General features: G+C 42.5%; 13 protein-coding genes. 11 read left to right on the forward strand and 2 right to left on the reverse strand.

The window, feature by feature from the left end:
- Nucleotides 1–94: 94 nt before the first annotated feature.
- Complete coding sequence (locus JW841_18490; GenBank protein ID MBN1962926.1) at nt 95–301, reverse strand: type II toxin-antitoxin system HicB family antitoxin; 207 nt, start codon at nt 299–301, stop codon at nt 95–97.
- Between the two features lie 282 nt (nt 302–583).
- Between JW841_18490 and tssJ the strand changes: the two genes are divergently transcribed.
- From tssJ to tssC, 8 genes are all read left to right on the forward strand, one after another.
- Entirely contained in the window at nt 584–1099 is a 516-nt protein-coding gene (tssJ, locus tag JW841_18495; GenBank protein ID MBN1962927.1) for a type VI secretion system lipoprotein TssJ, read from the forward strand.
- Between the two features lie 8 nt (nt 1100–1107).
- Nucleotides 1108–2499, forward strand: coding sequence for a type VI secretion system baseplate subunit TssK (gene tssK / locus JW841_18500; protein ID MBN1962928.1), 1392 nt, complete (start codon nt 1108–1110; stop codon nt 2497–2499).
- Between the two features lie 6 nt (nt 2500–2505).
- The gene (locus JW841_18505) at nt 2506–3405 is read left to right on the forward strand and encodes a DotU/TssL family secretion system protein (protein MBN1962929.1); all 900 of its coding nucleotides are present in this window, start codon (nt 2506–2508) and stop codon (nt 3403–3405) included.
- A 19-nt stretch (nt 3406–3424) separates the two neighbouring features.
- Nucleotides 3425–7105 (forward strand): type VI secretion system membrane subunit TssM, encoded by a 3681-nt coding sequence (gene tssM / locus JW841_18510; GenBank protein MBN1962930.1) that lies wholly within the window; start codon nt 3425–3427, stop codon nt 7103–7105.
- A gap of 6 nt (nt 7106–7111) precedes the next feature.
- Nucleotides 7112–8107: a type VI secretion system-associated protein TagF gene (gene tagF / locus JW841_18515; protein MBN1962931.1), complete on the forward strand. Its 996-nt coding sequence runs from the start codon at nt 7112–7114 to the stop codon at nt 8105–8107.
- A gap of 67 nt (nt 8108–8174) precedes the next feature.
- Nucleotides 8175–9851 (forward strand): type VI secretion system protein TssA, encoded by a 1677-nt coding sequence (gene tssA / locus JW841_18520; GenBank protein MBN1962932.1) that lies wholly within the window; start codon nt 8175–8177, stop codon nt 9849–9851.
- Between the two features lie 298 nt (nt 9852–10149).
- The gene (gene tssB / locus JW841_18525) at nt 10150–10647 is read left to right on the forward strand and encodes a type VI secretion system contractile sheath small subunit (protein MBN1962933.1); all 498 of its coding nucleotides are present in this window, start codon (nt 10150–10152) and stop codon (nt 10645–10647) included.
- 62 nt (nt 10648–10709) lie between these two features.
- A complete protein-coding gene (gene tssC / locus JW841_18530; GenBank protein ID MBN1962934.1) occupies nt 10710–12194 on the forward strand; it encodes a type VI secretion system contractile sheath large subunit in 1485 nt (494 codons plus the stop codon).
- Here the strand turns inward: tssC and glgB are convergent.
- A complete protein-coding gene (glgB, locus tag JW841_18535; GenBank protein ID MBN1962935.1) occupies nt 12160–14079 on the reverse strand; it encodes a 1,4-alpha-glucan branching protein GlgB in 1920 nt (639 codons plus the stop codon). The two genes, tssC and glgB, sit on opposite strands and share 35 nt — an antisense overlap.
- A 456-nt stretch (nt 14080–14535) precedes the next feature.
- Here glgB and hisI point away from each other — a divergent pair, with 456 nt between their 5' ends.
- The 3 genes from hisI to JW841_18550 all read left to right on the forward strand — a co-directional run bounded on the left by hisI (nt 14536) and on the right by JW841_18550 (nt 16988).
- Nucleotides 14536–14931: a phosphoribosyl-AMP cyclohydrolase gene (hisI, locus tag JW841_18540; GenBank protein MBN1962936.1), complete on the forward strand. Its 396-nt coding sequence runs from the start codon at nt 14536–14538 to the stop codon at nt 14929–14931.
- A 27-nt stretch (nt 14932–14958) separates the two neighbouring features.
- On the forward strand, nt 14959–15825 hold the full coding sequence (locus JW841_18545; GenBank protein MBN1962937.1) for an ATP phosphoribosyltransferase: 867 nt from the start codon (nt 14959–14961) through the stop codon (nt 15823–15825).
- A gap of 176 nt (nt 15826–16001) precedes the next feature.
- Nucleotides 16002–16988: a DnaJ domain-containing protein gene (locus JW841_18550; GenBank protein MBN1962938.1), complete on the forward strand. Its 987-nt coding sequence runs from the start codon at nt 16002–16004 to the stop codon at nt 16986–16988.
- The last annotated feature ends 169 nt before the right edge of the window (nt 16989–17157 follow it).

Genomic DNA, 17157 nt, shown 5'->3' on the forward strand with positions numbered 1-17157 from the left:
AGAGAGTTTTACGTAACTCCTCGTCATTCCTACGAAAGTAGGAATCCAATTCCGATAAAAGTGAAAAATGAGACTAAGAGTCAGCCCCACTGGTTCATGCTGCTTTGAATTTTACAAAGAAGTGCTCAGCAGTAGCTTCACCGTGCTCAAGTTGGTCTGCTAATACACGCAGCGCTAGCACTTCGGCTGCTTTTAGCGCTTCTGCTTTACTGCTACCATAAGCCATCACTCCCGGCAGCTCTATGACCTCACATAGCCAGCGACCATCGGCTTCGCATTCTAATTCAATCGTTAACTCCATCAATTCTAACTTACACCACAATATTAACATTGTCCAAGTCGCCTGCAAAAAATCATATATTTTTTGCCTGCCTCTATGGCCACTACGGTGCAGCTTTTGGGATTTATGATGTGAGTGGACCAATGATCGAAGCATCCCTTGGTTTGGTATATGGCATTTTCTAATTGTTGGCGGTCGTATATCGTCAGGTGTTATGTTTTAAAATACGAGCTTGACACTATTATTTAGCGCTCGTAGAACCAAACATTACAGAAGTAGTGTATCAAGTACGGGGGTAACCATATGTATTTAGACATGCTAAAAAAAATAAGCCTATGTGTTTTGGCCCTTTGTCTCTTTGCTTGTTCAAGTGCAGCAGGGCCAGGGCAATGCCGCGTATTAATCGTGTTACAGGCGACAAAAAGCGTTAATCCTGACCGCACTGGTGAATCTTTGCCAACCGTGGTGCGTTTTTTTCAGCTTAAAGATATTGCCAGCCTAAAAAATGCATCATTTCAAGACATTTGGCAGCGTGAGGCTGAGGTTTTAGGCAAAGATTTAAGTGATGTACATGAAACCACGATTTATCCAGCCGATCGTCAAACGCAAGTAATTCCAATTAAAGATGATGCAGTGTATTTAGCGGCTGGGGCTTTATTTCGTACTCCGCAAGGAAATTATTGGCGAACGTATACTAAACTGCCTCCTTTCGGTACTAAAGATCGTTGTCTAGAAGACGAACCGGGTGGGCCTTATTACTTTCAAGTTGACGGTACGAGAGTTAAAGGTAGTGAAAAACCTATACCGTTAGTAAGGTGAGCTAAAGCGTGGATAGTGTATTTGATACTACACTCGAGCGTGTAATTTGGACAGAGGGGATGCTGGTATCCCCACAGCATTTGCAACAACAAGCTTTATTTAATGAGCGGTGGCTAGCAGCGCGTTTGTATTCAGTGGCGCCCTATAACTGGGGTGTACTGCGAGTCGAAATAGACAGCAACGCTTTAGTTGCCGATCAACTTTCAGTAACTTCTTTTGCTGGGGTGTTTCCTGATGGAACCCCGATTTCTTTTCATAAAGGGCAGCAAGCTACCCCTGCAGCTCGTGAAATTGGGCAAGCTTTTTTAGCGCATCACAAGAAATTGCGAGTTTTTCTTGGTATTGCGCGTGAGCGCGAAGGTATTGCTAATGTGGGCAATGTTGATGACGAACATCAACGTCTACGTTATGCACTTTCTAGTCGTGATGTCGCAGACTTATCAAGCGGACGCGAGTCACGTGTGCTAGTTTCTTATGGTCGTCCCAATATTTTAATTCTTTTTAATGATGAAGCTAATCAAGATTTCGATAGCATTCAAATAGCTGAAATAACCCGTGATGAAGCTAATCAATTAATAATTTCAACTACATATATACCACCATGTTTGCAATTAGGTACATCGTCTATACTGCTTAACGGTTTGCAAAAAATATTGGGACTAGCCATTACCAGACAGCGAGCGCTTGCGGAGACTTGTCGTGAGCGCAGTAGCTCAACCCTTGAATTTCAAGCAAATGATATTACGGCTTTTTTGCAATTGAGCGCGCTTAACTCAATGCTCCCAGTATTGCAGCATTTTATTGATGCGCCGCAAATTTCGCCATGGCAGGCTTATATTTTATTGAGTCAGATAGCAGGTCAATTATCAACGTTTGGTGTTGATACTGATCCAACTACGTTACCGAAATTTTTATTTACCGATCTTGATACTACCTATCAAAAGCTTTTTGAGCGACTCATCCAAATACTTAGTGCTACCGTGATCAAGCGCTACATTTTACTCAATCTCAAACTTTTTCCCAATGGGGTTATGCTTACCGAACTTGAAGATCCGCGCTTGCTAGATTGTGACAATTATATTCTTACCGCTAAAAGCGAGCAGAAAGATACTGCACCAGAAAAACTAGCCATGGATTTGCCTAAGCTCGCCAAAATTGGCAGTAAGACCATGATTAAAAGCATTGTACAGTCAGCTTCAAATGGTGTGCCCATTCAGGTGGCACACCGTGTGCCGCCTGAGGTACCAGTACGTGATGGTGTGACTTATTTTTCGCTAAATACTAAAGATATGGCCTGGAAAGCAGTTTTAAACGAACGTAATCTCGCTATTTTCATGCCACCTCCCTACAATCCCGGCAAGGTCCGCTATGAATTGTTGGGTATTCCCAGTGAGGAGTAATTAAATATGCCACCGCGTTCACAGCCTCCCTCACGATCATCTACTGGTGGTGCAAATCGTGCTGCAGGTGATCGTTCTTCGCCTACTTCAGCATCAGGAAATTCAACTAACGCAAATCGTACGCCTGCATCATCAAGGCGTCCAGCGCCTGGTCGCTTATCAGCAGCAGCAGCGCCTAGGCGGGGCCCATCTAAATATAAACGTGAGTATGAACCTGAACTAGAAGTCGATTTTGGTTTTGATAATGTTAATGAACTAACACGAGGCTGCTTTAATGCCATAATTGCTTTGCGACATTTGGATGAAGCTTCAGCACAAGATCCAGATAGAATACAACGCTATTTCCGCAAACTTGTCAGTAAAATGATTCAAGATGCACCTTTGCTGCGTATACCTCACGAAGACGCGCAAGAGATGGCTTATGCCATTGTTGCTCTTGCTGACGAGGTAGCGCTTAATGGTCCTGCTGCTTTATCGCAATTCTGGATGGCCAATCTTTTACAAATGCATTTTTTTGATGAAAATGCAGCAGGTGAAGGCTTTTTCGAACATTTAGATCAATTACGTGGTGCACGTCGCTATGATATTCTTAAGGTATATTACCTTTGCTTAATGCTCGGCTTTGTTGGTCGTTACGCTATGCACGGTAATGAAGCTGAGCTTAGCGATATTGCTGCTGCAGTACGTGACACCCTTGGACGTGATGGTTTAGGTGAACCAGAAACATTGTCACCGCAAGGTGAGCGCCCAAAAGAAGCGATTATTGAGCGCCCAAAGACTGCAAGATTAATGTGGATACCATTAGGTGCTGTAGCTACAGCAGCGCTGCTATATGTAATTCTTGCTGCAACTATTGCACATCGAGCTGAATCTCTCGTGGAGTTTTTTACAACATTAGTAAAGTAACCGGGGAAGGCTAAAGATAATGTGGCGCTATGTTATTGCCCTTAATGTTTTAGTTCTATTATGGGGCGTTGTTCTTATTTTTGGCCTGCCTTACCCATGGGCAATCATTGGCACTTTAGCAATTGTGGCAGTATTGGTTGCCTTGTTTTTTTGGCAACGTCGTGCAGCTAAAAAGGCCGCTCAAAATATTGAGAAAGACCTCGAACAACAAGCCAAAGCATTTTCAAGTAACGTACGTCCTGATCGCCAAGCTGAAATACTTGAAATGCGGCGTCAATTTCTTAAAGAATTGCAAACGCTTAAAAAGTCTAAATTGGGCGGTGGTGGAATGGCCGCCTTATATTCACTACCGTGGTATATGATTATCGGTCCGCCTGGTGCTGGCAAAAGCACGGCGCTAAGAAACTCTGGTCTTACTTTTTCATCAAAGCGTGGCAATGTACGCGGTATCGGGGGTACGCGTAATTGTGATTGGTGGTTAGCTAATGAAGCGGTAATTTTAGACACTGCAGGTCGTTATGCTGTTGAAGCTGAAGATCGGGACGAGTGGCTTTCATTTATTGATACCTTGCGCAAACATAGGCGACGCAAACCACTCAATGGTCTTATTTTAGCGGTAAGCATCACCGATTTAGCAGGACGCAGCGAAGAAGAAATTGAAGAATTAGTGCGTTGTCTGCGTGAACGTATCGACGAAGTTGTTGAGCGTTTACAAATGATTGTACCAATTTACCTGATGCTTACTAAGTGTGATTTAGTGCCAGGTTTTATGGAAGTTTTTGGTGGTATCCGCAAAGAGGAGCGCGGTCAAATATGGGGAGCAACATTTCCGCTTGAAGGCGATAGGCCTGATCCTGGTCAAATTTTTGACGATTCTTTTAACGAATTAGTTAGTGTGCTGCAACAGCGTACTTACGCTGCTTTAAATAGTGAGCGGCGTATTGATACACGTGCGCTAATGTATCAATTTCCACAGCAGTTCGAGGCACTTGGGCCGTCATTAAATCAACTGATTTCCGGGTTATTTGCTGGCGATGTTTATAGTGAAGCACCAATTTTACGTGGGGTATATTTTACTAGCGGTACGCAAGAAGGACGTCCAGTTGATCTCTTAGCGGCATCGGTTGCTGACGCCTTCGGGGTTAGCGCTTCTGAATCTTCAGCCGAAATGCAGGTAGCCTCAAAGAGCTATTTTTTACGGGATGTATTTGCACGGGTTATGTTTCCCGACAAAGACGTTGCTGTACGTAGTTCACGTGGCAAGCGCGATATGATGCTTGCTCGCGGCACTATGGCGGGTACGGCTTTAGCTAGCGCACTATTGCTTACCTTTTTGCCGCTGGGAGCTTATCGACATAATTCCACAATATTAAATTCTACTGAAGATATTGTGCGATCGGTAAATGAAGGGCGTCAGCGTAATAAGGGTACTATTATACCCCCCGCAGAACTAGAATCATTACGTCGCCGTCTTGAAGATTTAAAACTATGGGAGCAAGAGGCGCCACCCATAGCGATGCGCTATGGTATGTACCAAGGTAACACTATTTTTCCGGCGTTACGCAGGTTTTATATTCAAACCCTGCAGCGCGAGTTATTTGCGCCACTAGTGCTTCATGATGCTAACGAAATGCGGTCATTGCGGCAGGTGTATGATTTTAACACTCGACTTTCTGAAGAAGAATATGGTCGCTATTTTGATAAACTGAAGATGCATTTATTGCTTACTATTCCGCGTGCTGAGAATGAACCAGCAATTGAAGGTGAAACAAAAGAATGGCTAGTTGATAAAGTCAGTAGTCGCTGGGCTGCCGCGTTAGGTGTGCAAGCCGACCAGCCTACCCGAGCTGCGATGGAGGCTAATGTCAGTTTCTATTTAGAATTACTGCAAGCGGATCCTTCGCTGGCTATTGTAAGAGACGGGGGCGCAGTAGCTGATACTCGTACTTTATTAAGTCGCGTACCGTATGAAGAAGCAGTAATCAAACAAATGTTGGCCGATAGTTCAAGTGCCGATCATGAAATTAACATTCGTCGTGTGATGGGGGGGCAAGAAACTCCAATCGTAAGTGATCGTAGCATGAAAGTTCGTTCAATATTTACTCGTTGGGGTTGGGACAATGTTGTTCGTGAACGTATTACCCAGCAAATGACTAAAAGCGATCATTGGGTACTTGGTATTGTTCAAGATGCTAGTTTTGATGCTGAATTATTTTTAGCGCGTCTACGTTCAGCATATTTTAAACAATATATTGAAGAGTGGCGGGTATTTTTAGAGTCACTGCGTATTGGTCAGCCCGCAGATCTTGGTGACTCATTACGTATGTTAACCCAATTAACTCGTGGACAACCACCACCACTACAGCGTTTGATGCAGGTTGTTGATTATAACACACACCTGCCTGAAAAAGACACGGGCGCACTTGGTAAAGCAGGCGCTAAAGTTGGCGGCGGATTTTTAAAAAAGTTTAAAAAGAAGCTAAAGAAAAATGCAGCTGTAGCTGATGATTTAGCCGCTGCGGGTAAGGGTGCGCTTAATAAAAAGAAATACGGTCCAGATGATTTATATACTGCTGAAGATGTAGCAGAAGCTTTTGAAGGTTTTGTTCGTTTTGGCATTGCGCCGAGTGCATCAGCTCCACCACCACCATCTGATACAGGTGCACCAGCAATTATTCCACCAGCCGATCAAAAATTACCATTAGATACTTTTCAAGAAGAAATCGCTTTTTTGCGAGATGCACTACAAGGACATTTAGATAATCCTCAAGATATCACCCCACTTTTAAAACAACTATCTGCAACTCGCGTAACCGTACAGGGAATACTCGGCCAATTAGATAGTAGTTCGGGATGGCGGCCACGCATTGAAGCGTTAACTTGGCCGGTGATTAACAACGTTACGCAAAGCTTAATTGGTATTAAGGCCGATGTTGCGCGCAAATGGTGCAGTGAAGTGGTGTCATTCTATAATCGTAATTTAGCTCAGCGCTTTCCATTGGCAGCTCGCACGGCTGATTCGATGCTTAGTGATGTTGATAGTTTCTTTAAGCCAGGCAGTGGTGTGTTATGGGGGTTTTACAAACGCGAGCTTGCCGGCGATTTGTTACGTTCAGGTAGTAATTTTTCTTTTGATAATCGTTTGGGTGGTATGGTGCGCAAAGCCTACAATGAAAGCTTAGCACGCTATATGCAGCGAGCTTTAAATGCCAGTAATGCTTTATTTAATAGCAACGGGGAATTGCGTATTGAGCTTGATGTAATGATTACCCCCTCACCAGCTTATGGTTTAATGTCATTAGAAGTTGGCGGTGAGTCTTTTGATTATCATGGTGGTCCAGAAGTATGGCATCACATTTCATGGCCGGTTGGTGATATCACTAAAGGTGCTCGTATACGCGTTCGCGCGCGTGGTGGGGTTGAGAGCACTCTTTATTTTAAAGGGGATTGGGGTCTATTTCGTTTAATTCAATCAGGCAGTATTGTTGGACAGGGACGCGGTTCATCATTTGCAGTAAGTTGGACACCTCCACGCACACGTGCTCCTGTTGTTATAGAGTTTCGTCCCTCTCGTAATCAGACAGATTTTTATAAAATTCGCCAACATAATCGCAAGAACGTGGTGATGTTCAAACTCGGAGAATTAGATCCCCCCAGTGCAATTGCCAGAGGTGGTGTTGCGTGCAGCGATAGTGAATAAGGGCTAATGATGATATCGGCAACCTCGGTGATAGATGAATTAACTAATGGGCTTTTTGGTAAACTACCGAGCCATGGTGATTTTGTTCGTATCAATGTCTCCGGGGCAGCATTTGAATTTGCAAAATATATTGAAAATGCCGTTGATGTTTGTCGTCGAGCAAGCTGTGAACAAGAAATTCTAAAGAGTTACTTTCTTTATCGTGCACCAAATTCTGCTACAGCGTTAATTGGTATTCTACAATCTAGTAATGATGCAGTTGGGCGTATTTTTCCGTTATCAGTGTTTACCGCTATTGAAAGCGAAAGTGCAGCAGGAAATTTTGATATTTTACCACTAGCTTTTTCTCCGTTTTTTGAAAGCGCGTTGTTATTGGCTGACGAAGCTGAGCAATTATCTATTGTTGATCTAAAAGAACAAGTTTTGGCTTTGCCTTTTCCAAGTGTTGAAGAGTTTAAAGCTGCCCAAGATCAAGGTGATGCTATTTTGCAAGATACTTCTATCGCTCTTTTTAAAGATTCACCTATTAGGGGTAGCGTTAAAGATTGGGAGGTATTAGCGTTAGCTACAATCGCAGCAGCTTGTGAACAATCATCTGATGTTTCTGATGAAAGTAAAATTGGCATTACATTAGATATACCGTTAATTAGAAACAATGATGAGGTGCTTTGGCTTGGTGTTATTCGGCGATTGTTAGGTGAGCAAATGCACTGTCCTAACATTATCTGGACTCTTCCACGGATATCTCCAAGTATTGGTAGTGTTAAGGTTGAAGTGCCGCCAATTCCAGGTAAGCTACTGGTTAGTTTGGGTGCACCGCCACCTTCAGCCTTAGCTTTTCTTTGCGGTTTATTAGGTGATAGTCCGCGATTATGGCAGGTAAGTTCGAATGATGCTGCTGCTATTGAGCGAGCAAAAGAAACGCTTAGCGCAGAGCAGCTTGCAGTAATAGCAGATCCTGTTTCAACTATTGAATCAGTGGTGTCAGCTTTTGGTGGCTAGCTTTAAGTAGCTAGTTTTAAGTGGCTAAACAGGTGGGATAACCCCTGGTAAAAAAGAGCATAAAACGATGGCACGTACATTTGAACAGATCGTCGAATCGGTAGCTGATTGGTTAAAACCAATATCTGACAGTCAACCTACAGGAGAATCCGCTAAGTTTGATGAAAGTTATGAAGCGCTTCGCGCTGAAGTTATGAAATTAGAATCGCCACGTGGTGAGGTAGTAAGCTGGTCGGCAGTTGTTAATTCGGGCATAGAAATATTGACTAATCGTTCGAAAGACATGTTGATTGCTAGCCATTTAGCCATAGCTTTATATTACGAAAAAGGCTTTTGTGGTTTGGCTGATGGTACTGCATTAATGACAGAAATGGGCAGGCGTTTTTGGCCGGATTTATTTCCGCCGCTTAAACGTATGCGTGCCCGCGTTGGTGCAATTGATTGGTATCTTGATAAAACCAATATAATTTTTGCCCAAATAGATAATCCCAAAGAAACAGATCGTGATGGTCTAAATGAGTTAAAACTCGCCGTCGAAAATTTTCGCACGATGGTTAGTGAGCAGTTCGCTGATCAAGCACCAGCGACACGACCATTGCAAGATACTATTGAAAAGTTAATTTTGACGCTACCGCCTCCACCTAAAAAAGAACCACCACCGCCACTAGCTGCTAATAGTGAACAATTATCAGCCACAAGTACGTCAACGTCAGCAGCTTCAACATCAGTAACCACACCCACTTCTACAGCACCAGCTCTACCAGCTCAAAATGCTCCAAGTAGTGTAAATATTCCCCAAGCTGCCCCAAGTGCCCCAGGCGCTGATTCACTAAGTAATCGTGCGGAATTGGCGAAATTTCTACAAACCTTTGGGCAGTCATTAATTGATACTGGTGACGCATTGCGAAAAATAAATCCCAGTGATGCCACTGCATATCGTGTATTGCGTATTGGCATGTGGTTAGGTGTTTTTGATGCCCCAGCGCTTGGTAGCAATGGTCGTACTATGATTCCGGCATTAAATGCTGATATTCGAACAAAATTCGATCGTCTTTTAGAAGTCGGAAATTATCAAGCTTTGCTAATAGATGTTGAGGCCATGTTACTGCGTAATCGCCTGAATCTTGATTTGTTACGTTATTCAGCCACAGCCATGGCAGCTTTGGGTGAAGCCTATAATGGTGCTCATCGGGTTTGTATTGCTGAATTGAGAAATCTATTAGAGCGTTTACCTTCGCTGCCCAAATTGCCAACAGCAGATGGTTCGTTATTAGCTGATGAGCGTACTAAGATGTGGATAAAAGACGAAATAAACGCAAGTGCTTCAGGGGGGCAGATTGGCGGAGGATCTTCTTGTGCAACTTTACCTGAAGAAGCTATGGCAAATATGAAAAAATTGTTATCTTCTAGCCAAACAGCACAAGCTTTAGCAATATTTGAGCCATTTGTTGCTGGTGCTCAAGATGGGCGTTCAAAAGCACAATTGCGTTTATTACAAGCAGAGTTGTGTCGCAAAGCAGGGGCGGTAAATGTAGCTGCAGCCATCTATGAAGCATTAGATGCAGAGCTATCGATTATGCGTATTGAAAGTTGGGAACCTGAATTGATGGTTAACGCAATTGCTGGGCGTTTAACGTGCTTGCGTTCCCAAAAAAAATCAGAAGAGGTATCAAAAGACGAAAAAACACTATATATGCGTTTAGCACAATTAAGGCCTTCCTTGGCTGTCGAGCTTGGAGCCTAAACTTAAATGGAGGGATTTAAAGAATTTTTCAAAAAAGCAGTTTTGCAAACCGAGAAACGATTCTAGGGGGTATTTAAATGTTGGACTTAAAAGTTCATAAAAGCCGCGTGACGAAAGCCGCGCGCGCCAAAAAATCATGCAAAAGGCTTGCTTACTGCAAGTCGCAGGCAGGATTTTATGAGCACGTGGGCTGCAAGTAGCGGATTTTGTGAAGATCGACGGGAGACATTTAGGGATACCCCCTAAGTGTATGCACATGAGTTCATAAAGATTATACAAAAAACTTAAGGAGTGTATAATGCCGACAGTTGCGCCAAAAGAACGTGTAAATATTGTATATAAACCAGCCACGGGTGATGCTCAGGCTCAAGTAGAATTGCCTTTAAAAATTATGATGATAGGTGATTTTACCGGTAAACCTGATGAAACTCCCGTTGAAGATCGCAAGCCCATAAGTCTTGATAAAGACAATTTTGCTGACGTTATGAAGGGCCAAAATCTTGAAATTACTATTAATGTTGCCGACAAATTAAGCGGTGAAGAAGGCGCTGAAGTGCCGGTAAGTCTTAAATTTTCTAGCCTTAAAGATTTTGAACCTGAGGGTATTGTTAATCAAGTTCCACAATTACGAAAACTTTTAGAGCTGCGCAAAGCACTAACTGCATTAAAGGGACCATTGGGCAATTTCCCAACCTTTAAGAAACGTATTCAAGCGATTTTAGGTGATGAAAAATCGCGTGAAAGTTTAAAGAATGAGTTGGGTATAACCGATGGTGATGCTGGCGCGTCAACCTAAATCTGACGCTTAGTTAAGTATTGAGGGAACTTAAAGAAAATCCTAACGATTAGGAGATTATCATGACTGATCAAGAAGCCGCAGTTGCCCAAAGTGCCGAAGAAACTGCGGGTGCCGAAGTTTCGTTATTAGATGAGATTTTAAAAGAGACCAAATTCAAACCGCAAGATGAAGCTTACGGTATCGCTAAGCAGGGTGTGCAAGCTTTTATTACCGAAATGCTTAAACCAACCCGTGCTGACACTAAAGTTGATCGCGCTACCATTGATGCGATGATTGCTGAGCTTGATGGCCGTATTAGTGTTCAACTCAACGAAATCTTGCACCATGAAGATTTTCAAAAACTTGAGTCATCTTGGCGTACTTTAAAATTCATGGTCGAGCGCATTGATTTTCGCGAGAATATTAAACTCGACTTAATGAATGTTTCAAAAGAAGATTTGGCTTCAGATCTTGATGACGCGCCTGATCTTACGCGCAGTGGTCTCTATAGGTTGGCCTATTCAAATGAATATGGCCAATTTGGTGGTCAACCATACGGTGTGCTGTGCGCCAATTATGATTTTGGCCCCAGTGCTCCTGAGATGCGTCTGTTAACCCAGATGGCAGCAGTTGCGGCAGTAGCGCATGCGCCATTGATTACTAATGCCGCACCGTCATTTTTTGGCAATGAAACCTTTGAGCCATTGCCCAGGCTTAAAGATATTAAAGCGATGCTTGAAGGGCCACAATTTACCAAGTGGCACGCATTTAGAGAAAGTCCTGATGCTTGCTATGTTGGTATGTGTATGCCGCGCTTTTTATTACGTTTGCCCTGGGGTGGTGATGACAACCCAGTGAAAGCGTTTAATTTTAGCGAAAACGTAGTTGGTCATCATAATCGATATTTATGGGGCCATGCTTCTGCTGCTTTAGTTTCGCGAATATCTGATTCATTTGCGCAGTATCGTTGGTGCCCCAACATTATCGGCCCACAATCTGGTGGTACGGTACCAAATTTGCCATTGCATCATTTTGATTCGATGGGTGAAATTCAAACAAAAGTACCAACTGAAATTATGCTTACTGAACGACGTGAGTTTGAACTTTCAGAAGAGGGCTTTATTGCATTAACCTTCCGCAAAGACTCAGACAATGCTTGTTTCTTCTCAGCAAATTCGGCGCAGAAACCTAAGTTTTTCGGTAACACCGACGAAGGTAAAGCAGCAGAGACCAATTATCGCCTTGGTACTCAGTTGCCTTATATGTTCGTCATCACTCGTTTAGCGCATTATATTAAAGTTATGCAACGTGAGCAGATTGGTAGCTGGAAAGAGCGCCAAGATCTCGAACGCGAACTTAATCAATGGATGAGTGGTTTAGTATCCGATATGGAAAATCCGGCGCCAGTCGTTCGTTCGCGTAGACCATTGCGTAAAGCAGCAATTCATGTTGAAGATGTTGCTGGTCAACCAGGTTGGTACACATGTAAGATCGAAGTGCAACCACATATTAAATATATGGGCGCTTCATTTACTCTGTCTTTGGTTGGTCGTCTCGACAAGTAAGAAACAATATCCCTAAAGGTGGCAAGGTCAGCCGTACAGAGTGCGGCCGACCATGCCAGGGGATTTTATCTGCAGTTACCTGGCCAAGATTACCCACACCACTTCCTGAGAATTCTTTAGCGTCACTATTTAATAATTCTTTCCAGACGCCTCCAACTGGTACACCAACTCGATAATTCTCTCGCATTGCTGGGGTAAAATTGCAGGCAATAAGTACAGGGGGAGTGTTGTTATTACCGTAGCGCATAAAAAAGACCACACTAGAAGCAGCGTCACCCGCATCAACCCATTCAAAACCACGAGGTTCAACATCGTTTTGGTATAATGCCGGAGTATTGCGATAGAGGTTATTTAGGGCAGCAATATAACGACCCATACCACCGTGCTCATCGGGATGTTCAAGATGCCAGTCTAATGAATTTTCATGATCCCATTCATTCCAGGATGCAAATTCTGATCCCATGAATAAAAGTTTTTTGCCAGGCTGGGCAAACATATAGCCATAAAGTAGGCGTAAATTTGCGAATTTTTGCCAGCGATCACCGGGCATTTTGTTTAACAGTGAACCTTTGCCGTGCACCACTTCATCGTGACTTAGTGGTAACATGTAGTTTTCGGTGAAGGCATATAACATTCTAAAAGTAATTTGGTTTTGATGATATTGACGATAGATGGGATCACGCTCGAAATATTTAAGGGTATCATGCATCCAGCCCATGTCCCATTTATAACCAAAACCTAAACCACCAACGCTGGTAGGACGAGAAACTGCTGGCCAGGCAGTTGATTCTTCAGCGATAGTATGAACATCGGGATAATAGTGATAAATAACTTCGTTAAGCCGTCTTAAAAAATGAACAGCTTCAGTATTTTCGCGCCCGCCCCATTCGTTTGGCACCCATTCACCTTCACGCCGTGAATAATCACGATAGAGCATTGAAGCGACGCCATCAACACGTAAGCCATCGACATGATATTTATCGAGCCAAAATGCTGCAGATGATAATAAAAAACTCTGAACCTCATGCCGACCATAATTAAAAATATAACTCTTCCAATCGGGATGAAATCCGCGCCTGGGGTCGGCGTGCTCATATAAATGTGTACCGTCAAAAAAACCTAAGGCATATTCGTCAGTAGGAAAATGCGCTGGAACCCAATCAAGAATCACACCTATATCATTTTGGTGTAGATAATCGATTAGATACATAAAATCTTGAGGAGTACCGTAGCGAGAGGTTGGCGCAAAGTAACCTGATACTTGATAGCCCCAAGAGCCATAAAAAGGATGCTCACAAATAGGCATAAATTCAATGTGAGTGAAACCAAGTTTTTTTACATGTTCTGCCAAGAGAGGAGCTAGTTCACGGCAACCCAAAGGGCGATTACCTTCTTCGGGTACTCGCATCCATGAGCCCATATGACATTCATAAACAGAAACAGGCGAATCTAAAGCAATACAGTGACGCCTTTTTAAAAGCCAATTGGCGTCATTCCAAGAAAAGTTAAGGTCTTTGACAATTGAAGCGGTTTTAGGAGGAGTTTCATGCCAAAATCCGATAGGGTCACTTTTATCAATTTGATAATTGTCATGTCGTGAACGAATATGAAATTTATACATCGTTCCATCGCCTAATTTGGGGATAAAAAGTTCCCATATACCAGACGAAGCACGAGGGATTAATTGATGACTGGTTCGGTTCCAACCATTAAAGTCACCAATAATTGACACAGTTTCAGCGTTGGGGGCCCAAACTGCAAAGGCAGTACCGATTTGACCATCGACTTCTTTGATATGTGCACCAAGCTTTTCGTAAATACGTATGTGGGTGCCTTCGTTAAAAAGATAAATATCTTCGTCAGTAAGGTGAGTTAGAACGGCCATAAAGGCTACATCCTCCGAATTTTACGCATGCGCTAATTTTTTGCAGCGTATATTTTTTAAATCACCCCCTTAATTATGTCTCGTAGAGTAAATTGGGGGGTAAGGTAAAGCCATTTATACTAAAAACCATATAATATAGACACGACTACGAATAAACTCACTTAAAATTCCCAATTCTCTGTCTCCTGTTCTTTAAATCTTCATTATTATGTGATGACCGACTGTTTATCTTTATAAGTAAGGCAAATTTGAACTGGGCATTTAAATAACAGAGAATTGGGGACGGAGAATGAAAGGCGATGATATAGCTAAAGTAAAAAAGTGCAAAGTAAAAAGTGCCAGACACCTGCCCAAACAGCACTATAGAGTGGAAACAATTGAGTACTTCGGTTGACAATCATAACGGTGCCAGGTACGGCATATTTCAAAGTAGCATCATTTTTTGGAGACAATTAAGTGAAAGCGCAATTTAGTCCTGATTTTTCGAAAAACAATGGGTTAATTACAGCGATAGCTGTTGATGCTAAGACCAATGAAATCCTTATGGTTGCCGGTATGAATGAAGAAGCGTTTGCTTTAACGCTTAGTACCGGTAAAGTGCATTATTTTTCACGTACTCGTAACAAATTATGGAAAAAGGGTGAAGAAAGCGGCAACATGCAAGAGCTGATAGAGATGCGTGTTGATTGTGATATTGATGCTGTTGTTTTACGTATTCATCAGCAAGGGCCAGCTTGCCATGAAGGATATCGTAGCTGTTTTTACCGCACTGTAAAAGAAGATGGTTCACTAAAGATAGTAGGCGAACGTCTTAAGACACCAGAAGAGATGTACGGTAAAAAGTCCAAGTAATACCGGTAGGAGTTATAGGAGTTAAGGGTGACAGTAATAAAGTTAGGAATTCCAAAAGGAAGTCTACAAGAAGCCACAGTTAAGCTATTTGAAAAAGCCGGGTATAATATTTCGGTATCAAGTCGCAGCTATTTCCCGTCTATTGATGATGATGAAATAGAATGCATGCTTATTCGCTCTCAAGAAATGGCGCGCTATGTTGAACATGGTTTACTTGATGCAGCGATTACGGGGCTTGATTGGATCCTAAAGCGTGATGTTGAGCGTGTATGCGAGCTAGTATATTCAAAACAATTGTGTAGGCCGGTACGATGGGTTGTTGCGGTGCCTAATAATTCGTCAATTAATACGGTTGCAGATTTAGCCGGCAAACGTATTGCTACTGAAGCCATAGAATTGACGCAACAATTTCTTGAAGAACAAGGAATAGAAGCTGAAGTTGAGTTTTCATGGGGAGCAACTGAGGTTAAACCACCCTATTTAGCAGATGCAATTGTTGAAGTTACCGAAACCGGCAGTTCTCTAAAAGCTAATAATTTACGTATAATTCATGAAATAATGCAGTCTAACACGCAGCTAATAGCTAACAAACAAGCGTGGCAGGATGAACGCAAGCAGAAAAAAATCAAACGCCTCGCGCTGCTATTGCAAGCCGCACTTGCAGCGCGCGGTAAAGTTGGCCTTATGCTAAATGTACATGAAAGTTCATTAACAACAGTTGAAAATTTATTGCCATCACTTAAGAGCCCTACAGTTTCTAAACTGCAAACTGAAGGTTGGTATGCGATTAATACTATTGTTGATGAGGATATCGTACGTGATATTATCCCCCAGCTGAAAGAAGCTGGGGCTGAAGGTATTGTTGAGTTTCCTTTAAATAAAATTGTTGAATAAAAAGTTATTACTTTTCATCTGTTAACAATTTTGTCTTGATTTCGTTTATAGGGGGTTACCCCCTAGATAGCTAGGCTTGACGAGTGTAAAAATAGACCTATTTTTATCCAGTGGAGATATTAACAAGCTATTTACTTGTTAATATGTTTAGCTTTTTAATGAGTGCTTGAGCGACTATGGCATCACAGACAAATATACACGGTCGTACAGAGGACCTTTATGACACTCTTGGAGTGTCACGAGGCGCTACCACTGCTGAAATAAAACGCGCCTATCGCAAATTAGCTCGCAAATATCATCCTGATGTCAATCACGGCCAACCTCATAATACCGAAAGGTTTAAAAGCATTTCTTCTGCTTATGAAGTGTTGTCAAATCCTGAAAAGAGAAAACTTTACGACGAATTTGGTGATATGGCTTTGCATGGCAATTTCGATCCAGAAAAGGCGCGAGCATATAAAAACTGGCAAAGCGCAGGCTCGGGTTCGCCTTTTTCGGGATTTGGGGGAAACGGATTTAGTAATGTTAGTGATGTCGATTTAAGTGACCTTTTAGGTGATTTATTTGGGCAGCATACGCGAGGAGGTCGTCGAGGTAATCGCTGGCGAGGCGCAAGTCGCGGCGCTGATATCACGGCAACAGTTGAAATAGATTTGCCTGCTGCCATTAATGGCACTGAAGTTACATTGAATATTGCTGGTGTGGATGGGGCTAATTATCGAGAGGTAACCGTAAGAATTCCCCCAGGGGCGGATAATGGTTCGCGTTTGCGTGTACCAGGCCGTGGCCATCCTGGTGTTGGCGGCGCTCCAGCGGGTGACGTAATTATTGAAACCAAGGTGCGTCCGCATCCCTATTTTCGTCGCGATGGTTTAGATTTATTTTTAAATTTACCAATTACATTAGATGAAGCCTACAATGGCGCATTGGTAGATGTACCTACTCCTGGTGGTTCAGTGTCATTACGAATATCACCACATTCACAGTCTGGTAAGCGTTTGCGCTTAAGGGGTAAAGGCATTAAGCGAGGCAATAAATTTGGAGATTTATACGTAGATCTTGTTATTACTTTGCCAGAATCTCACAATAAAGAACTCGCCCAAGCATTAAAAGCAGCGCAAGTGCTATATGATAAGCCGCTAAGAGCAGATATTTATTTATAATTATATTCATTACTTATTAAAGGTATCTCGTGAATATTGCTTAAAAATATGCTAAAATTAATACTAGAGAGTAATAAACGGTATGCTCAAACCAATAGCCAGCTCTAGTAAGTGTGGCTGCCCATCAATCGCTGTAACGACATGTTTTGTAAATAATAAATTACAAATA

Source organism: Deltaproteobacteria bacterium, from assembly GCA_016931625.1.
Classification (GTDB): domain Bacteria; phylum Myxococcota; class XYA12-FULL-58-9; order XYA12-FULL-58-9; family JAFGEK01; genus JAFGEK01.